11 protein-coding genes and 2 pseudogenes are annotated in these 20,287 nt (G+C 43.7%); 5 read left to right on the forward strand and 8 right to left on the reverse strand.

Features of this window, described 5'->3' with window-relative positions:
- Positions 1 to 295 (reverse strand): annotated as a pseudogene (locus tag EO95_RS02480) (hypothetical protein); the annotation flags it as partial.
- A 284-nt stretch (positions 296 to 579) separates the two neighbouring features.
- Between EO95_RS02480 and EO95_RS02485 the strand changes: the two are divergent.
- Positions 580 to 831: a type II toxin-antitoxin system death-on-curing family toxin gene (locus EO95_RS02485; protein ID WP_082105900.1), complete on the forward strand. Its 252-nt coding sequence runs from the start codon at positions 580 to 582 to the stop codon at positions 829 to 831.
- A gap of 170 nt (positions 832 to 1,001) precedes the next feature.
- Here EO95_RS02485 and EO95_RS02490 read toward each other — a convergent pair whose 3' ends face one another.
- Entirely contained in the window at positions 1,002 to 2,351 is a 1,350-nt protein-coding gene (locus EO95_RS02490) for a hypothetical protein (RefSeq protein WP_156163955.1), read from the reverse strand.
- Between the two features lie 593 nt (positions 2,352 to 2,944).
- On the opposite strand from EO95_RS02490, the gene iorA reads away from it, so the two are divergent.
- Genes iorA through EO95_RS02505 form a run of 3 tightly spaced genes read left to right on the forward strand, consistent with a single transcriptional unit; the run spans position 2,945 to position 6,763 of the window.
- On the forward strand, positions 2,945 to 4,804 hold the full coding sequence (iorA, locus tag EO95_RS02495; protein WP_048131833.1) for an indolepyruvate ferredoxin oxidoreductase subunit alpha: 1,860 nt from the start codon (positions 2,945 to 2,947) through the stop codon (positions 4,802 to 4,804).
- The gene (locus tag EO95_RS02500; RefSeq protein ID WP_048131835.1) at positions 4,801 to 5,463 is read left to right on the forward strand and encodes an indolepyruvate oxidoreductase subunit beta; all 663 of its coding nucleotides are present in this window, start codon (positions 4,801 to 4,803) and stop codon (positions 5,461 to 5,463) included. The genes iorA and EO95_RS02500 overlap by 4 nt, the downstream gene beginning before the upstream one ends.
- Positions 5,456 to 6,763 (forward strand): phenylacetate--CoA ligase family protein, encoded by a 1,308-nt coding sequence (locus tag EO95_RS02505; RefSeq protein ID WP_048131837.1) that lies wholly within the window; start codon positions 5,456 to 5,458, stop codon positions 6,761 to 6,763. The genes EO95_RS02500 and EO95_RS02505 overlap by 8 nt, the downstream gene beginning before the upstream one ends.
- Before the next feature lie 68 nt (positions 6,764 to 6,831).
- On the opposite strand, the gene EO95_RS02510 is transcribed toward EO95_RS02505, so the two are convergent.
- From EO95_RS02510 to EO95_RS02535, 6 genes are all read right to left on the reverse strand, one after another.
- Positions 6,832 to 7,959, reverse strand: coding sequence for a mechanosensitive ion channel family protein (locus EO95_RS02510; protein ID WP_048131839.1), 1,128 nt, complete (start codon positions 7,957 to 7,959; stop codon positions 6,832 to 6,834).
- A 336-nt stretch (positions 7,960 to 8,295) separates the two neighbouring features.
- Complete coding sequence (locus EO95_RS02515; protein WP_235282827.1) at positions 8,296 to 11,529, reverse strand: fasciclin domain-containing protein; 3,234 nt, start codon at positions 11,527 to 11,529, stop codon at positions 8,296 to 8,298.
- A 742-nt stretch (positions 11,530 to 12,271) separates the two neighbouring features.
- Entirely contained in the window at positions 12,272 to 14,392 is a 2,121-nt protein-coding gene (locus EO95_RS18135) for a hypothetical protein (protein WP_048131841.1), read from the reverse strand.
- On the reverse strand, positions 14,373 to 15,869 hold the full coding sequence (locus EO95_RS02525) for a hypothetical protein (RefSeq protein ID WP_048131842.1): 1,497 nt from the start codon (positions 15,867 to 15,869) through the stop codon (positions 14,373 to 14,375). Before EO95_RS02525 ends, EO95_RS18135 begins: the two co-directional genes overlap by 20 nt.
- Positions 15,866 to 19,063, reverse strand: a complete 3,198-nt coding sequence (locus EO95_RS02530; RefSeq protein WP_048131844.1) for a tubulin-like doman-containing protein — start codon at positions 19,061 to 19,063, stop codon at positions 15,866 to 15,868. The genes EO95_RS02525 and EO95_RS02530 overlap by 4 nt, the downstream gene beginning before the upstream one ends.
- A complete protein-coding gene (locus EO95_RS02535) occupies positions 19,060 to 19,788 on the reverse strand; it encodes a hypothetical protein (protein WP_048131847.1) in 729 nt (242 codons plus the stop codon). Before EO95_RS02535 ends, EO95_RS02530 begins: the two co-directional genes overlap by 4 nt.
- A gap of 275 nt (positions 19,789 to 20,063) precedes the next feature.
- On the opposite strand from EO95_RS02535, the pseudogene EO95_RS18685 reads away from it, so the two are divergent.
- A pseudogene (locus tag EO95_RS18685) lies at positions 20,064 to 20,180 on the forward strand (RNA-guided endonuclease TnpB family protein); the annotation flags it as partial.
- Positions 20,181 to 20,287: the final 107 nt, after the last annotated feature.

The following is a 20,287-nucleotide window of genomic DNA, read 5'->3' on the forward strand; positions in this document are numbered from 1 at the left end:
CCGTCTCGTGGGCTCGGAGATGTGTATAAGAGACAGGTGTAGCATCGAGAAGAAGGGCGATAACACCTGCAATAGGTGCCATAAGTGCAACTGCAAATACCATCATAGAAACGAATCCTTCGACATCGTAAGCTCCGGGATTAAAAAGCAAGTAAAAAAACGAGTATATGGCAATGTTGATTGCTGCAAAAATGATAGGATCAGTGTATCCTCCGGTCTTTGGCATTTCCCTGTAAAAATGAGATGGGCTTTTCATAACTTCTTTCCAGGTCCCGATGTAATCAAAACGTGTCATGGTAAATAATATTAAGAAGTTTTATTTATATTTGATCTCCAAGAAATGTAAACATAGATGGCTCTGAAAATACGGATTTCTGACAAAAAAATCGAAATAATAGTTTTTTAATCGTTGTCTCTCAGGACGAAGAATACGTTACCATGTTTTCCTTCTCGGACCCGACTAAAGTAAGAAAAAGCAGAAAATATTGATAATTACGCTATCGAGGGACGAGATATAGTAATTGTTGAACACATGCTCGAATATGAAATTAAAGCTGAGAATTCGGTTTTCTAAATGCTGTGATAGTATTGCAGACAATAGCAGGTCAGCACCCTTTCGTTAATGGGAACAAGAGAACCGGAATAGCTACTGCAATAATGATTTTGAGAAATGAAGGATACAGGCTGACAGTTGATGATAATAATGATTTTATAGTTGCTGTGGCAACGCCGGAGAAGAATTTATCGGTTGAACATATTGTGGATTGGGTGAGAGAGAATTCTGTTTTTGAAGTCATAAGGGAGCTACAATCAATGAATAAAAAATTATAAATTAAGACATTTTGAGATCTTACAAGGCTGGTTTATCAATTCAACTGCTAAGTCTACAGAATCTGTCAGTCAACTCTTTCTGGTTTTTATCAGTTCAGTAGATATTCCAAACTATCGGAAATCTATTTTGTTGCAAGTGATATGTCACTTGTTCCATCTCACCTATGACATTAGAAAGAATAATCACTATCATGCTCATCTTTTTCGATCTTTAATCCTATATTTGAGGATACTATATTGATAGGTACACTAATTGACCCTGCCCAAGTATACATCTCTAAAATTCTAGAAGCTTTTTTGGAACTAACTTGGGATACAACTTCATTCAATGACGGGACAATATCTTTAAGATTACTAATGTAAACAATTTTTGATTTAGGTTTTACTTTATCAAAATGAAGTATAACATCTTTTGATATACTTTTAGTAGATACTATAACTGCGTAGTTTGGTTTATACAGATCAATTCGACTGCTAAAAGCATATGCATGTCCCATAGAAAACTCGTTGTCTTTTAGTTCAAACATACAAAGAGCTCCATCGACATCTACAAAAGCATCTATTTCTTCTGCCCCATCACGCAAGTTAAGTAGTATTTGGTTATTTGAAATACCAAGTTTCCGGAGATTATCAACTAATTTGACTGTAGTCCAGTAGCTTTGATCTAACATTTTTCTTAAAACAATATTAGGGGTAAAAAGTTTCTCGTACCGTTCTTCCGAAATAAGTTTGCCACAAGAACACTTTACTCCAACTTCGATCATTTTATTAACAACATCTAGAGAGTTTACTCTGTTAATTTGATTAGAGGTATCTCGACAAATAATAACGTATTCCTCGTTGATAAGCTCTGATTCGACTAACCTATGAATGTGCTCAGTTATCTCTTCAGGTTTTGCGATCTTTTTTTTATTTAAGTCTGATTCTAGAATTGCGCCTGATTGCCTGATAGTGATTGTAATATCACGTATCGCTTGATTCTCTAATATAGTGGCAAGCCTTATTTCTTCTTCAGTAACGGTATCAGCAGATACAAACTTATTATTCTCTTCTTTGGAAAGTTCTAAAAATTTAGGGTTGATTGTTTGACAACGAGTCCATTCTACATCACTTATGTGTAAAGCTTCTGACAAAACACCAATGAAATGATTTAGATGTTCTATCTTTTCTTTATCCCCGATATAACCAACTTCAATTTTAAGTTTATTTTCCTTATTGTTTTTCAAGTCAGTACTTTCACTGGGAAAATCAAAAAGACTGGATTGATTGGCTACTTTTTCGTAGATCACAATATAAAGAAGGCTTTCTCTATCTGGAGAATAAAAAATTTCACCTTTAAGAGGCAAATTATTTTCTTTTTCGTATGAGAAAGACATTCTTCTTCTATAGCCCATGTATCTTAAAGAGTCATAGTCCATTCCAAAATTTAAGGCATTATCTATTTTGGCATTCTCATCGAAAACTTTCAAAAATTGAGATTTCGCTTTTGTAATTAAAGGAGTATAATTATGCTTTCCCAAATTCGTAATTATATCATCCAGTGAAATATCATTTTCACAAAGTCTCTCTTTTCCATATATTATACAAGTCATTAAGTGTCACTGTGAGCTTTTATTAAAAAACTGTAATGTATCTATAATAAGTTTGTCTTTTCGATCCCTCTTAAAACTCATGGTACAAATACTCCATTGCTTGCAGATAGGTGCGCCAGCGCAATTTCGATTTCTAAAAAACTGCTTCAAGATAAAACTAGGAGTTACGCACTTGAGATCAAAAATCAAGCACAATAAACGTTGTAGTTAAATATGAGTATTAAACCGTGAAATGTTTATCGCTATTGATTTCTCGTTTCAACCGCGTAAGTCCTAAAAACAAAAACTTTATATCCGTATTTTACGTACTTCTTCCCGCAGTGTTGTACATAGATGTGCGTCGTATTCCAATTACGTAAAAAAGCGACGAAATATCCAGATATATTTTCCAGGATTCTCAAAACAATTTTGGTAGATGATTTGAGAATGCAGGTTCGTTTTCAACCTCATTTTATTACTTTGAGGCTTGTCTAAATTTATCCAGTTCATTAAAGTATTCCTACGATCCGAGATGAGTTTATTTGACTGAAAAAAAACTGTTAATGGGTAATGAAGCCATTGCACTTGGAGCGATAGAAGCTGGCGTACAGGTAGTTACCGGGTATCCGGGAACTCCCTCGACCGAAGCTCTGGAGACAATTCTCCGGTATGCGGACAGGTGCGGGATTTATACCGAATGGTCGAGCAACGAAAAGGTTGCACTTGAAACAGCTGTAGGGGCGGCTTATTCCGGGGCAAATGTGCTTGTGACCATGAAACAGGTAGGGTTAAATGTAGCATCCGACCCCCTGATGAGCCTGACCTACATAGGGGTAAAAGGGGCTCTTGTCCTGCTTGTTGCCGATGACCCGGGGCCTCATTCCTCTCAGACTGAGCAGGATACGAGGGCTTTCGGGCATTTTGCAAATATCCCTGTCCTTGACCCTGCAAACCCGCAGGAAGCTTACGAGCTTACAAAACTGGCTTTTGAGCTTTCGCATGAATTCGAAATTCCGGTCATCCTCAGGACTACCACGCGGGTTTCTCACAGTTGCGGGGATGTGGAGCTCGCAGCCGCAGAACCTGCTCCGGTTGAAGCTTCCTGTGAAGGCTTTATAAAGGACAGGCGCTGGACTATTTTTCCAAGGCTTACTGCCGAGAGGCACCCCTGGCTTGAAAACGTACAGGTGCAGCTTTCCGAGCGCTTTTCAGGGCTTCCGTACAATTCCGTTTCTGGAAGCGGAAAAATCGGGATCATAGCCTCAGGGGTTTCAGCTCTCTACGTAAAGGAGGCTGTAAAGGGCTTTGAAGAGGTTTTCACCCTATTCAGGGTAGGGACAGTGTATCCTTTCCCTGAAAAGGCAGCCCTTTCCTTCTTAAAGGGCATCGAAAAACTGATCGTGGTCGAAGAACTTGACCCTTATCTTGAAGAACAGGCCCTCCAGCTTGTCGGAAAGGCTCACCTGCCTGTTGATATCTATGGAAAAAAGAACGGCTTTTTCCCGGTGAGCGGGGAATACAATGTTGATATTGTTATTGACAGCGTCAACAAAGTGCTTGCAGACCTTGGAGAAACAGCCAGCCTTTCCCATGCTTCCCCTGCGATTTTGAGAGGGGAGCTTCCGCCTCTGCCAGTCCGGGCTCCTACCCTCTGTGCGGGCTGCATGCACAGGACCGTTTTTTACGCATTCAAGCAGGCTGCAAAACAGCTTAAAAAGAACTCTCAGGTCGAGACTATTTTTTCCGGGGATATTGGCTGTTATACCCTTGGGAACGCCCACCCTCTCAATATGGTTGACACCTGCCTCTGCATGGGGGCAGGGATGAGTATAGCAGGAGGGCTTTCCCGCACGAACCCGGAGGCAAAGCAGGTGGCTTTTATCGGGGATTCTACCTTCTTCCATTCAGGCATCCCTGCTGTGGTAAATGCTGTCTACAACGGAGCTGATGTTACCCTTGCAGTCCTTGACAACCGCACAACTGCCATGACAGGGCACCAGCCGCATCCCGGAATCGGAGTGACGGCCCTTGGAAGTCCCTCAAAAGCCATTGACATTGCCGGCGTGGTCCGGAGCTGTGGAGTTGAGTTTGTAAGGACCGTGGAAACAGGAAGCCTGGAAAACTGCGTGGAGGCGGCAAAGGAAGCCATGGAATTTAAGGGTCCTTCCGCGGTCGTGTTCAAAGGAAAATGTGTCGGGATTACAAAATCCTTTACACGCTTTGCAATTGATCCTGACAGCTGTACAGGCTGTGGGTTCTGCGTAAAGCAGCTCGGCTGCCCTGCCATTTTCCTCCCTGCAGGAGAAGACAAGCCTCTCATCCAGGACAGCTGCAGCGGCTGCGGGCTCTGTGCTCAAATCTGTCCTTCGGGAGCCATAAGGGAAGACGGGGTGAAGAAATGAAGGACGAAGGAACTAAGGGTGAAGGAATGAAGTATGATATTCTGATTGCAGGCGTTGGAGGGCAGGGTGTTGTGCTTGCTTCCCGCATGCTTGCGCTTGCTGCAATGAAAGCCGGGTTCCGTGTGAGCACTGCCGAAACCATAGGCATGTCCCAGAGGGAAGGTTCGGTAAGCAGCCATATCAGGATCGGAGATGAAATCCCGGGTTCCCTGATTCCTGCAGGGCAGGCAGACCTGCTTATAGGGCTTGAACCTGCAGAAACCGTAAGAAACCTGCCTTTCCTGAAAAAAGACGGGAAAATCATAGTGAACTCTCATGCTATACCCCCTGCATCAAAGCCCCCGGGAAGTCCTGAATATGATCCTGCAGCTTTGCTGGCCTTTCTGGAAGCCCATGTTCAGGGTATACTTTGCCTTGATTTTACACAGCTTGCAGAAGAAGCAGGCACATACAGGGCTGCAAATGTTGCAATGCTTGGAGCGGCTGCCGGCACAGGTATGCTGCCTTTTTCAAGAGAAATTATTCTGGCAGTACTTGAAACCGAAATTCCTGAAAAACACAGGGCTGTAAACAGGGCTGCGTTTGAAGGTGCGATCGAAAGAATTAAGCTAATCCCCGGGCAACCAGACGGGGAACAGAAGGTGAAATTAAATGTATGAAGCATCCTTGGAGTCTGAGCTCGATCCGGATGTCCAGCTCTACCACCCCAAACTCTCGGAAGAAGATACCTTCGTAAAATTGAAGGGACTGCTTAAACGTGTGGTTGAAGGAAGCCCATTTTACCAGAAGAAGTTCAAGGAAGCAAACGTGGATATAGAGAATATCAGGTCTCTTGAAGACCTGAAACTCCTTCCTTTCACACACAAAGAGGAACTGAGGGATGCCTATCCCCTCGGGCTGCAGACCGTGCCCGATTCAGAGATTGTCAGGATCCATTCATCCTCCGGGACAACTGGTAAGCCTGTCATTATTCCCTATACTCGAAAAGACGTTGATGTCTGGGCAGAGCTGGTGATGCGCTGCTACATGCTGGCAGGCCTTACCAACCAGGACAGGATTCAGATTACACCCGGGTACGGGCTCTGGACCGCAGGGATAGGGTTCCAGCTCGGAGCCGAGCGCCTTGGAGCGATGGCAATACCCACAGGTCCCGGAAACACCGAAAAACAGCTTGAGATGCTTACGGACCTGAAGTCCACAGCCCTTGCAAGCACCTCTTCCTATGCGATTTTGCTTGCTGAAGAAATTGAAAAGCGCGGCTTAAAAGACCAGATCAACCTCAGGGTCGGGATTGTGGGTTCCGAACGCTGGAGCGAAAAGATGCGCAACAGGATTGAAACCGAACTCGGGATCGAGACCTTTGACATCTACGGGCTGACCGAAATCTACGGGCCGGGAATTGCCCTTGACTGCTCTTACCATGAGGGAATGCACTACTGGTCCGACTACCTGCTCTTTGAAATCATTGACCCGATAACGGGAGAACAGCTCCCAGAAGGTACTCTCGGGGAACTTGTAATTACCACCCTTGCAAAGGAAGGAGCACCTCTGATCCGCTACAGGACAAGGGACCTGACGCGCATAATCCCCGGGCTCTGTAAATGCGGCTGCCCTTTCCCCAGAATTGACAGGATCCTTGGAAGGTCTGATGACCGCATAAAGATTAAGGCAGTAAATATCTATCCCGGCCAGATCGAGGATATAATCCACAGGGTGCCCAGGGTCAGCAGTGAATACCAGATCCTCCTTACCCGCAAAAACGGCAGGGACAGTATGACCTTCAAAGTTGAAATTGAAGGGGCAGAAGATCCTGTAAAGAAAGAACAAACTGAAAAAGCCCTGGGAAAAGCGTTCAAGGACTTTATAGGGGTGAGCGTGGATATTGTGGGTGTTAAGCTCGGGGAACTTCCAAGAAGCATGAAAAAGACAAAAAGAGTAATCGATGAAAGGGAACTTTAAAATCCTTTCATCATTTAACCTACCTGTTTCATTACCCTTTATTTATTTCTCTTTTTTATTTTCCTTTTTTATTGACCTGTTTCATCGTCAATATCTGTTTCATCATCAATATCAGTTAGCCTGCTCCTTGGAGCATATTCCATTTTAGTTCCTTTTGCTGGGGCGGATTTTTCAGGAGACTTTTCCTTCTGAATATCTGTCTTGTACACGATAGTCCTGTAAGGATACGGAATTTCGATACCTTCACTGTCAAAGCGCCTTTTAATTGCTTCCCTTATTTCACACCCTGAACTGTATGCATCGCTCCTGTCCTTAAACCAGACCAGCAGGCGGAGGTTTACGGAAAAATCCCCAAGATCTGTCACGTATACTTTAACCTCTCCTCTTTCCCTGAAATCCGGGTCTACAGTATGCAGCACGGACAGGTCCATGAATCCGTTTGCAAGGGTTTCGGGTTTCAGGAAACTGGGCTTTATAACACTGTGCTTCATGGTCTGGGGAGGCATGACCAGAGGATGCTTTCGGGCTTCTTCAATCATGATTTTTTTTGCCAGGCTAATATCAGAATCATAACCGATTCCAACGTTTATTGGCCAGATAACTGCAGGATCTTCTATGGTCCAGTTGATTACTGCCTCATTGCTGATTATTGAGTTAGGGATGATAAGGCGCCTGTTATCCCAGGTTATAATAACCGTATGCCTGAGGTTGAGGTCCGTAACCTTTCCGTATTCGTTCATAATATTCAGCCTGTCTCCAACCCTGAAAGGCTGAAAAAGAGCAAGGGAAATGCCTGCAATAATGTTGCTCAGTGTGCTCTGGGCTGCAAAACCGATTACGATACCGGCAAGCCCTGCCCCTGTAAAGAGGGCTACAGAGAGACTGCGCAGGTCAGGAATACTGAATATTATAATAATTAGACCTACAAAATAGATTGATGCAACCGTAACGTGCCTGAACATCCGGAAAGCCGTGGTGTCCATGCGCAGCTTGCCGCTTGCTTTTGTAAAGTAACTTTCCATAAGGTGGTTTACAGTCCTTGCGACAAGGATGGTTCCCATGCCTATGAAAATGATGAATAAGAGGGTACCGAAGTTAGCCGAGAACCAGGCGAATGATTGATCTAATATTCTGTCAAAATAGGACATATTTTCTGCAAAAGAAGGGGATGAATCTAGGGTTTCGGGGGTATCCATGCCCTCAACCTTTAGCAGGAAGCTTTATATAAATATTGATTAAAAAATACATGAACTGTAAGAGTGTAGTAAATAAAGTTCTGCAAAAAGGATTGAAGCAGTTGGAATGGTTAACAGGTCAGGTTGAGTAAGGGAAACTAATTAAAACAAGAAAGTAAATTTGAGTAAAAAGAAGATTTGAGTAAAAAGAAGATTTGAGTAAAAAGAAGATTTGAGTAAAAAGAAGATTTGAGTAAAAAGAAGATTCCATAAATGGAAATCTCCTTCTTTTCTCTTTTAAGGACTGTTTTTTCTGGTTTTCATTGGGCTCTTACATTACCTTTCAGGGTGACCTCCTCAGGCATACAGATTTTCATCTCTCACAAAGACCCAGTAACCCTCATATGGTTCGATTTCAAGTTCATCTGTTCCAAGCTGGTTCTCGCCTAATGTCCCGTTGAAGTCATTGTAACCGACATACTGGTAGTAGCCTGTAGTGTTGTTGCCCGGCACCCAGGGACCCACAATTTTTGCATACGAGCTGTCAATGGTCGTGAATGCAACTTCCGCAGAGACAGTCTCGTTTACAGGTGAACCCAGCGCGTTCCAGCCCGGATAGGTCTGTAAGCTCGGTGGAGCAGTAACCAGCTTTTTCTCAACTGAAGCAAACTGCTCTGTAGCATTGAACTCGGTTCCGTTGGGAACATTGATCCAGTATCCTTTTAGAGGCTCAATATTTGAGACATCTTCGAAGAGTTTGGTTGAAGCGTTGTAATAAATCAGAGATGTATAGTTCACATCTGAAAGCAAATAATCAACGCTTGTATTGTTGGCTTCGAAAGGCATCGAGAAGAAGTACCAGTTTCCTGTCTGGTCTCCATCTGTCTGATTTCCATCCGTCTGGTTGCCGTCGGTCTGATCCCCATCTGTCTGGTCTCCATCAGAAGGAAGTCCGCTGTCCGGAGGGATGAGCACTTCATCGATTATACAGATAACTCCATTGTTTACAATGATTATCTGTGTGATAGTTACGTTTTGTATTGTGATATTGTCCCCTACTATATTGATTTGAAGTGCATTGCCCTGAATGTTAGTAACGGTATTCATGCTGGCAAGCTGTTCGCGAGTAAACTTCCCACTAATTACGTGGTAGGAGAGAACCTCCCTGAGCAGAGTTGTATTGCTCATGAGTTCATTACGGGTTGCTGCTGGCAGCTTATCGAAGGCTTCGTTACTCGGAATACAGACAGTATAAGGTCCTGTTTCGTTCAGGGTCTGTGTCAGGTTTGCGGCCTGCGTTGCGTTTACAAATTCGGTTAATCTCGTCTGGTTCTGTGCCGCCTCTATGATGTTTTCTCTTGCTATCATTTCGGCAACCGTAATGTTAGCCACGTAGGTTGCATTCTCGATTGCAGCTTCTCCACCCACTTCAGTTGTGTACCAGAAACTGAGGTTGTCCCCATCACTTACCGGGTTCATTCCGAAGTCATTTTCAGCCGGCTCCCCATTTATGTAGACAAACCACATTTCTCCGGTTTGATTATTGTTATTTATGCCCTCTATGCCCTCAAGTGCGAACGACACACTGGTCATGTTGGTCACATTTTCGGTCATGTTCTGCATTAAAGACGCGTTAAAGTCGAGTCCTGTTGCATATAGAGCTCCGAAGTCTGTGAGATTGTTTATTGTATAATTCCGGGAAGCATTCTGCCTGAACTTGACGTTTCCTTCCGTCAGGTTTACAGTATCGTCGTAGAGTACTGTCAGATTTAGTCCTGGTTCTGGTTCCGGCTCGGGTTCCGGCTCAGGTTCCGGCGGGATAAGGACTGCATCTATTACGTGGATTACGCCATTGCTGGCATTTACATCCTGTACTATAATCTTTGCGTCTCCTACAAACACTCCTTCCTCAGTAACATTAACCGGCAGGCTGCTTCCCTGAAGTGTGGTAATGTTGGTCCTGTTAACAACATCTGCTGCCATCAGCCTCTCACCTGCAACGTGATAGAGGAGGACGTTTGTCAATGCGTTTGTGTCGTTAAGGAGAGCTTCAACAGTGCCGTTGGGAAGAGCATTAAAAGCCTCATCGGTAGGAGCAAAGACAGTGTAGGGACCTTCACCTTTAAGGGTCTGGGTCAGGTTTGCAGCCTCAACTGCTGCAAGAAGAGTCGTGAAGTTTCCAGCCTGAGTTGCGGTTTCAATAATATCTTTCTCCTCAGACGGAACCTCTCCTTCTTCTACAGCAACCGTAATGTTAGCCACGTAGGTTGCATTTTCTATTGCGGCTTCTCCACCCACTTCAGTTGTATACCAGAAACTGAGGTTGTCCCCGTCAGTTACCGGGTTCATGCCGAAGTCTCCTTCAGCAGGCATTCCGTTGAGGTAGAGGAACCACATCTCTCCGGTAGTGTTATTGTTCTCGACTCCTTCCATGCCCTCAAGCACAAATGACACACTCATGTTGTCGGTCATATTCCCATCAGTTACGTTGTCGGTCATATTCCCGTCAGCCATGTTCTGCATCACGGAAACGCTAAAGTCGAGTCCTGTTGCAGACAGAGCTCCGAAGTCCGTGAGATTGTCTATTGTATAGCTCTGGGTAGCATTTTCCGGTGTGAAGGTGAAGCTTCCTTCCGTCAGGTTTACTGTATCATTGTACAGCGTTGTCAGATTTAGTCCTGGCTCAGGTTCTGGCTCGGGTTCCGGCTCAGGTTCCGGCGGGATCAGTACAGCATCTATAGCGTGTATTACTCCGTTGCTGGCATTTACATCCTGCACTATAATCTTTGCGTCTCCTACAAACACTCCTTCCTCAGTGACATTTACCGGGAGTTCGCTTCCCTGAAGGGTCGTAATGTTGGTCCTGTTAACAACATCTGCTGCCATCAGCCTCTCACCTGCAACGTGATAGAGGAGGATGTTTGTCAATGCGTTTGTGTCGTTAAGGAGAGCTTCGACTGTTCCGTTTGGAAGCGCGTTAAAAGCCTCATCATTCGGAGCAAAGACGGTGTATGGTCCTTCTCCTTTCAGAGTGTCAGTAAGGTTTGCAGCCCCAATTGCTGCAAGAAGAGTCGTGAAGTTTCCAGCCTGAGTTGCGGTTTCAATTATGTCTGGCATCTGGGCTTCTGTTGAAATTCCAATCTTTACCAGATATTTTGCTTCTCCAAGGACCGGTTCTCCTCCTTCTTCAAGGGCGTACAGGAAGCTGACAGTGTCGCCTGCACTCACCGGGTTCATGCTTATGTCCGCAGTAGCCTGGACGCCATTTATTAAGATGAACCATTTCTCCCGGGTTTCATTGTTGTTCTGGTATCCTTCTATGCTTTCAAGTACGAAGGTCTTCTCGGGCATGTTCCCGTTCATTTCTCCGGCCATTTTCCCAAGGTCCGTTACCTTAAAATCAAGCCCCGTTGCGTAGAGTGCTCCCAGGTCTGTGAAGTTGGAGATCTCATAGCTTGCAGAGGCGTTATTGCTCGGCACAAAGGTAAAGTTGCCTTCTTTGAGGACAACCGTGTCGTTATAGAGTTCCATAGCTGGATTTTCTTCATCCTGTGCCGAACCGGTACAGGTAGCTGCACTTAATAAAAACAAAATAATTAAAGCATAGGCTAAACTGGTTAATTCCGATCTAATCCGAATTCCCCCCTATTTTTCCCTTCAGCAGACCCTACTTCTATTATACTCTAGTCTATTAGATCTGAAACCCCGTTTTTGTCTGGCTGAAGTTTTATTTCGTGTGAATAGGTATAACTTCCAATCTTATATATCATACAAAGAGTATTTGTATTTTCTTATTAATATTATATTATAATGAATAACAGCATTTTTATAAAAATTATTTTAAATCTTATAATAATAAGAGTCCTTTAATCCATCATCTGAGCATTCAGTTTTTTACCTGATTTTTCCTGGGGGAAAACCTCTTTCTCATCCACATTGAGGTTTAAAACCCATATATCTCCTTATTTGTCTTTTTCGGAAACAAGATACAACCCATATCTCAATAACAAATCTCAGTTTCAGGAAAAATCGAAAGAGGGATTTAATAATTATTATTTTTTATTTGTCTCTAAAAAATAGCCTTCTAAAGTTGAAGAAAAGCCTGTAGAATATAAATTCAACACATGTTTTATATATAAATAAACTAAAAAAGAATCAAGCGGATCGGGTTTTGAATTTTACTTAAGGTAGCGTTGGATATAATTAAGTCAAGTTTAACTTATTTTATTCAGGGAGAACATTTTTAATTATGGTCCTCACATGGTCAGATACCGGGTATTACGGGGTTAAAGGTAATAATTGTCCGGAGAGGGTTCACAAGCCCTGTTCTCTTTTACGTCGTCTCGTTAACTTCTGTCGAGTTAACTTTTGTCGAATTACCTTCTGTCGAATTAACTTTTGTCGAATTACCTTCTGTCGAATTAACTTTTGTCGAATTACCTTCTGTAGAGTTAACTTTTGTCGAATTTACTTCTGTTGAGTTAACTTCTGCTGAATTTACTTCTGCTGAATTAACTTCTGTCGAATTTACTTCTGTTGAGTTAACTTCTGCTGAATTAACTTCTGTCGAGTTAACGTCTGTTGCATTACCCCCGGTCTCATTCACAATATCGCCAAGAATACTGTGGTCCTCCCAAATGCTTTCGTTTACACCGTTTTTGTTCTTATTAAAATTCGTATTTTCAAACTGAATCGTGAAAGGCAGTATACCTGTACTGTTATTTTCAGAGAATGTAACCGAAGGGATTTTCGGCTCCGGAACCGTTTTTAATAGAATCAGGAGCCCGACTATCACAATGAGTAAAAAACTGCAGGCATACTTAATTGTTTTTTTCACTTGTTGGGATTTTTTCATTTTTCGTTCTTTCAAATAATGCCGGCCCAGCCACTTATCCAGTTTTTGGACTTCATTTTCCCTCAATTTCAGAATAAAGTCATTGCCTGTAGGGTAATATGCATCACCTTTCAGGCCATTCATGCCTGTGGCTCTTTCCGGGATCAGGGCTTCAAGCAGAACCTTTCCCCCTTCCCCCGGCATCTCCAGGGCATTAATTACGTACTTTAAGAAATCAATTTCATTAGAAGGGCTCAGATGTGCCAGCCCTTTTTTTACCCCGGTTTCAAAAGCTTCTTTCTCGCGCCGATTTCCATAAAAGGAGGCGCTTGCACACAGCCGAAGTAAAGCCGAATCATCCGGGCTTCCCTGTGACACATGAGATGCATTTTCCAGCAGCTGCATAAGTTCGGCAATGAAATTTTCATAAAAAATATTCTTTTCCAGGAAGTGCCGGTGTATCCTTATTTTCTGTTCCTGATCGTCAAGTCTCCGATACAGTTCCATAAGGAAAGCCTCAAGCCTTTTGTTATTTGCAGGCTGCACTTCCCCAAGCGCTGTGATTAAGTCCGCTGCAAGCTCTTCATCATGGATTATAACGAGATGGTCGGCCCGGTGTGTAGTGAGCAGTGCTTCTACAATTATCTTCAGGGCTTTCGGGTTTTTGCGGTACAGTCCAAAAAAGCTGTCCATTGCTCCGGAAGACGCAAAGGTGTCGATTGATTCCGAAGCATTATTTTCAAGCAGGGATTCCAGGACTCGTTCGAAAAACTCTTCCCGGCCCCCGGAATTAGTTTGGAAATGTTTCTGAAAGTCCGGGTTTTCCACGAGCCGGGAGAAGCTTTCGTATAACAGTTCATAATAGCGTCCTGAGTATGAAGGCTGGCCGGGGTAAGGCCGGACTTCTCCTGATTCGAGATAGAAATCGGGGTCAGGTTCTCCAGGACTGACTGAGCTATCCACCGGAGACGGAGAGAGGGAGAGAGCAAAGCTGAAGTCCAGGAAATTTAAGGGGCTGAATTTTGAAATTAAGCTTCCAATAAAGGGAATCCCGTTTGAAAGGTCGGATGTCCTGACTGAAACCCTCTGTCCCGAGAGAAGTTTTCCTGCCGGATATGCAATGCTTTTTGTGGGGACGCCGGTTGTATGGATCCCCTCAAGGTCTCCTGCTTCCCAGAGGCCAAGCACCTGATATCTTATTGTTTCCAGGTTTTCTACATGGGATTTTGCCTCTCTGTAGAATCTTTTGATCAAGCCCATATCTGAAGTGGGAATCGAAGAGGAAGCGGGAGTGGAAATAGAAGTTGAAGCAGTAGAGGACGAGGAAGTGGAAATCGAAGTTGAAGCAGCAGAGGAAGAGAAAATAGAAGTGGTATCATAAGTTATCTCCTCCGGGGCATAACTTGCAATGAAGACAACCCTTTCTTCTCTCCCCCTCGTTATTTTTACAAGGAGACTGCAGCCGAGAAAAATTTCGCCTTTTCGGGTTTCAACGTACAGGGCGCTTCTTTTAATGTCCAGCTGTTTGGCAAGTTCGGCGTATTCTTCAAAGTTATTATTTCCTGCAAGCAGCCTCCCGGTTGAATTGTATACCCCGAAATCAGGAGCCGAACTGTGCAATTTCTCTGACCCTCCAGGGATAAATCTGGGTAACCCTCTGCTGTCCTTCAACCGTCATTCCTTCTTTTGAAAGCTGGGGGGGCAGCGTTGCATCCACACTAACAGTATATAAATAGACGGGGACCTTCTGGGCTCTGTGCCGGATCTCTCTGAAAGTATCCATTTTGCTCATGAGGTCATAGACTTCCTGTTCTATTTCCTGAGCTGCTTCCGAATCTTCTGAAATTTCGGACAGGTCCTTGAATTTATCAATTTTTGTTACCACAAGGGCGTATGACTTCTCACTTCCCAGGATATCAATAAGCCGCGAATAAAGCCCGAACAGCCGGGTCAATTCTTTTCTCCCTTCCTGCTGGTAATTAAGGAGGTAATCCCCATCTACCAGAAATATGATTTCTCCGGCAGTTTCCATTTTTTTGTAGATGGAGGCAAGAATTAAATTGTGGAATTCTCCCCTGAGTTCCTTTGCATAGTCTTTCTTCAGCAGTTCCAGAAAGCTGATTGTCCCTATTTGCCTGTAAATGGTATTCGCGTTAAAACGTTCAAGCTTTTCCGTCAGGTTTTGGACAGCTGAGGCGTATTTTTCGGGTTCGAGATCTTCTGTATATTCCCCACTGTAATCAACAAAGGAGAATTCTATCGGAATCGCTCCTTTTTTCCCGGATAACTCATACATTGCCATATCAGCACGGCCGGTGCTCTTTGGCATGTTTCCTGCTTCCAGTTCTGCCAGCATTGATTCGATTCTTAGCCTGTTTTCGTTCACTTTAGAGAGATTTCCCTGCATGTCATATGAAATAATAATTTCCCGGTGAGTGCCGTCGTAAAAATTAACAAAGTGGTTGTACAGGGCAAGCAGAAGAAGGGTTTTACCTGACCTCGAAGGCCCGTATACAAAGACCTCTGAAATCCGGATGTCGCTTATAAGTTTTGTTGACATCAACAGGGCAAGCACTACCAGAAGGGCAAAACCCAGATTTTTTGGCTCTTCTGCGCCGCTTTCTAATAACTGTTGAATCCTTTCAATAGAGAGGGGGGACATGAGTCCCAGCAGCTGGACGAAGAGGTATACCGCCAGGGCAAAAAAGAAGAGCCTGGACCCTGTCCTTGTATATCCTGTAAGTGTATTGAACCTGTTATTGTAAAGAGCCCGAAAGTCCAGCAGGCCTCCCGCCAGGAGACCAAAAAGCAAACCGTTTGTCTTTAAAACTCCCGGATAAAAAGAAAGAGTATAAAGGAAAGGCAAAAATGTCGCAAATAAAAAAAAACTTCCTTTCCTTGACTGTTCATGTAAAGCCAGCCCTAAAGCGCTTGTAATAAAAAATGCCGGCAAAAAACTCAGCAAAAACGCACCTATCCAGGAAGTTACCGGAAACTCGATCATCCTTGAAAACTTTAAAAAAAGGAAGGATAAAAGCAGGACAAAAGCTATTGCCAGCAGTTCAAAGAACAGTTTCCTGTTGCTGTGGATCCTCATTTTTCGAAGCCTCTCCCCTCATTTTTCAAGGCTTTTCTTATGCTTTTTTCCTCATACAGTTCGTTGATTCTTGCCCCGACGTTTATCCCTTTCTTTTCCAGGTTTGCCAGTTCTCCTGCTTCCTTCAGGTCAAAAAGAGCTTTTCGGGTCACGTATTTTCCTTCCTGGAGTTTCAGCACGTGGTGCAGCACGTTATCTTTCTTGTTTTCATATATCTCCCAGAAACCTCCCCCTGCGGTCAGGGGGGAGATATTGTCCAGGAAGCCTGTAGCTGAAAAGAAGGTCAGGGAAATATCCCACGGCCTTGTGTGATTGTGGGTGACAAGCCTGGCGTCATTGCTGTTGCTCAGGGCAAGGATTCCGTTTATTTCTTCTTTGATTGTATCAGCTATGGGTTCGCTTGCAATCCGGCTTGAGATGTATGAGGACCTGGAAGAAACAACCAGGGCGGCTTTTCCTAAATTCCAGCGCTCGGTGGTGTTTATCGGGATCATCAAGTTGTGGATCCCGAGTTTATAGTTTTCTATCAGATTTTTGTAAGTAACCAGTATTTCGTTAATGAGTTTGTCAAGTTCGCGTTTCCCGCCCTCGTCCCAGTCAAGGTCCTTCATATCGGAACTTGCGTCAATCAGGGAGAGGATTTTGGGGTTTACGTCCCCGAATTTTGTCATGTAAAGGCTGCTGAAGGTCTTGCTGCCCGAATTTTTAATGTTACTGATCTTTGTGAAATCTTCATAAAATTTCTCATAGTAACGGTTCAGGTCTCTCCTGTAAACAATTGTTTCTTCGGTCAGGTCCTCGAGCTTCTCAAGCATAGCGGAAAGGGTATTTTTCTCCCCCAGGCTCTCTTCCAGCGTCTGGAAATCTGCTTCAACTCCCTTCAGCTTCCCGAAATAGTCTTCTTTTTGCAGGTATTTCCGGGTCAAAATCTCCCTTAACAGGCTTCTTAGTTTTGGCCTGTCTCCGGACTTAAACACCTGCTCGATTTCATCAATATCGACGTCTTTTTCGTCAAGGTCGGGGAAAAAGGAATGCAGGATCGTGTTTTTTAGTTCTTCGGATTTTTTATTGTGGTTTTCACTCAGGAAATTTTCGTGGACAAAAAGCTCGAAGGGAGCATTTATCCGGACGTACTCCTTTCCGGATGTTTTGATATAATCTTCCATGCTCCGCTTCTGCGCTTCAAACTTTCTGAGAGCCTTTTTTTGATTGCCCTTTATGGCTCCTATCATTTTCTCTTTAAATCCGCCTTTTTTAGTTCTGTCGATCCTGTATTCATAGTAATAGTAGAGGGCAATTGATTCTACGAGCCTGGAAAGGGCTGAGAGGTCCAGTTCGAGTTCATGAGAGAAGGTATCGATTTCTCTCTGGAGTTCAGGGACTCCTGACAGACGCAGCCAGCTATCTTTGTCTCCGCTTTTAATATTTCCTGCTTTAAAATTGCTGACAAATAAGTCAATTTTTGTTTTCAGGCTCTGCTCATGTTCCTGAATACTTTTTAATTTCTTTTTCTGGACAAAGTACTGTTCAAGGTCTCTATCATTATCGTTTAACGTCTTGTCAATAGCCTTTTCAACCCTGGACTGCAGTTGTTTGAGGGAAACCTGCTCAGCCTGTTTACTTTCAATTCCGGCTTTTGCTTCCAGGCTCTCTTCTTTGAGGCTTCTGGCTTTTGCATTTAAGCGGTCGACAACGGATACAAGCTCCTGTTTGCCTTTGAGGACATTGATGAGCACACCTCTTGCAGCTTCCTCTTCGATGCCTGCAACCCGTTTGAAAAGCTTTGCTGTGTCTTCGATGCCTGAAAGAGCCTCAGGAATTAGCCTAAATAGCTTTTTGTCGTTTTCATCTTTTAATTCGTCTTCCTTTACGCTGCTGGTAAAAGCTTTTACCTTTGAGATGAATTCCAGAAGATTGTCATAGCTGGTGATTTTTTCGATCCCGCCATCCGATGAGATGTTGTTCTGTATATAAAATTCGACAGCTTCAGGGCTCTGGTAATTGAGGAGTTTTCCAATTTCGTTTTTCCAGATTTTTTCGACGTTTCCATATTCCTTTCTAATAAAGTCGGAATCCATTTTTGTGGGAGGCATTTCTTTGAACTGATCGAAATTGTCCAGCAGGGCTTTTACAGCCCGGTTTATTTCTTTTCTGGCAGTAGTGATATTTTCGAGTTCCAGGATGATTTCTTCATATTGTTTTTTCAGGATTTTGAGCTCTTCTACCGGGTACTCAATTATATGGGCATCTGCAAAAATAAACGAGGAATAAAGGCTTTTTGAGTCGCTGAGGTTAATATCCCCTTTTTCTATATGGAATAAATTTGTCAGGATGTGGGGGAACATGGCGTCGAATTCATGCACTTCCAGCCGCGCCTCTTCTCCTTTTTTATAGCCTGTAGGCCCAAGGGAGGTCAGGATTACATAGTTGAAAAGCCTCTCGTTCAAATTCAGGTATTCGAGTTCTGTAAGTGCAATTGCTGCGTTTAACTGCTCCTTTTCCCCTTCTTTTGTCGTGGGGATTACCGCAAAGAGCCAGATCTGGGTAGCCTCTCCTCTCAGAGCCCGGATATATCGGGCAAGGTCGATAAACATCCCTGACCCTGTGCCGCCCCCAAGCCCTACAATGATTGCCGTCGTCCCGGTATTCGGAAAGGTAGGAAACCCGCTTGCTTGCCCCTGGCTCAGGACTTTATAAAAAATTGCCTTTGAAATCGCCCTTCTCCGGTGCACGCCTCCACCAAAATCATCAATCAAAAAGGGGTCGATTGTCCTCAGTTCCTCAAAACTCAGGCCAAAGTCTCCCTCGTCGTTCAACCACCAGGTCTTAACAGCGGGATCCGATTTCCTGTCCTTTATCTTTGTTGCGACCTCCCGGCTTGCCAGGTCAGAGACCTGGTTTATGTTTGCCAGGGCAGGAAGGTAATAGTACTGGTATTCAATATTCCCCCTGGCTCCTATCTCATGAATCCCAGCCTTGATCTCGCTTCTTTGCACTTCATCTTCGACTTTTTCATTTGCGTCCGTATCCATGGTGTAGATCCGGAGCCGCCTGCCTGAGGCAAGGTAATTGCCAAGGATCCATTCGTGGTTGCAGATTTCCCTGCACAGGCGTTTTCCACAGCCCCCAATCCCCACAATGGTCAGGTCCGTAGGGAGCTGCAGTGCAGAATAAGTACTTTCCCTTGCGTTCATTCCTCTTCCTCCTCTCCGGAATTGCCAGTTCTTACCCCCAGTATAAAGCTCACAGCCGCAATGCCAAGCCCGGCGATCACATAGCCCCAGTTAAAAGAATTTTCTTTTTTCTTGATTAAATAGTCCGCAATTTTGTTTGCCTCGGTGACAAGTCCCCTGTCGAACATGTCCTGCAGGTACACAGCAAAAAAAGAGTCGTCGATGAGCGTCAATTTCTGTCTGAACGCTTCAATTTCGGGAACCGAAATCGCAAACGTGCGAGTATCACTTTCTTTTATGGAGTTGCCTTCTTCATCGGTCAACCGGATCCTGTAGTGGGCATATCCTGTACGCTTCGGGTTGTATTTTACAAGGGTAAGCTTTTCGTACTGCTTGACTTCAGTAATTTCGGGGACCTGGCCTTTTAGCTGGACAACGATTTTGTTCTGTCCGTCTTCAACGGGAAGCACAAAGTGGCTTTCATTGCTTTGAAGGTCCAGGTCCGTAAAATTGTATATCGGCTGGTCGTCATATTTCATCAGGTCCGTATCAAAATAGATATAATCCGCAGCAGCTGGAATGCTGCTAATTGTCAGGACGCCGCTGATTACCTGTTTTTCCTCAACTTCTGCCGGCAGTTCCCCTTCCACCTGGACCTGGCTTGCCGATGCAAGCCCCGAAAGTATGAACTGAAAAAAAAATAGAAAACATAACGTTGTCACGTAGGCCTTATGACCTGCTCTCATACTCGATACCCCCTCTAAAAAATATAATGATACGATCTAAAACCCTATTCAATGTATTCATGTAGCAATAAATAACTTTTTTTTTAAGAATTTTTATAAAGAAACATTGATATAAATTCAATTCTGTTTAGCTGAATTATTCTATTGATTTGAATCGAAATAAAAGAGTATATTTTGCTTTCAAGGAGTTTTGTCTTCAAGAAGGCTGCATCTCATACGAGACACAATATACAGGATATATTCGAGAAATATTGGTACAGTAATATTACGGTGAGATCAAGGACTTTGCCATTCTTTCAACCGGATCAAAAAAATAGAGAAACCTGAACTTGAAAAACTCTTGGGAACGCCTGAAAACTCTCCAGAGGAGGGTCAGCAGGAAACAGAAGGGTTGAAACAGAAAGGTTCTAAGAACCGGAAAAAAGCTGTCAGATACCCCTTTTGCTCTGAATTTCTCTCAACCTTTTTTTCCCAAGCTCAACAATATTCATCAGTTCCT

The sequence above is a fragment of the Methanosarcina sp. 1.H.T.1A.1 genome (assembly GCF_000979295.1).
Lineage (GTDB): Archaea > Halobacteriota > Methanosarcinia > Methanosarcinales > Methanosarcinaceae > Methanosarcina.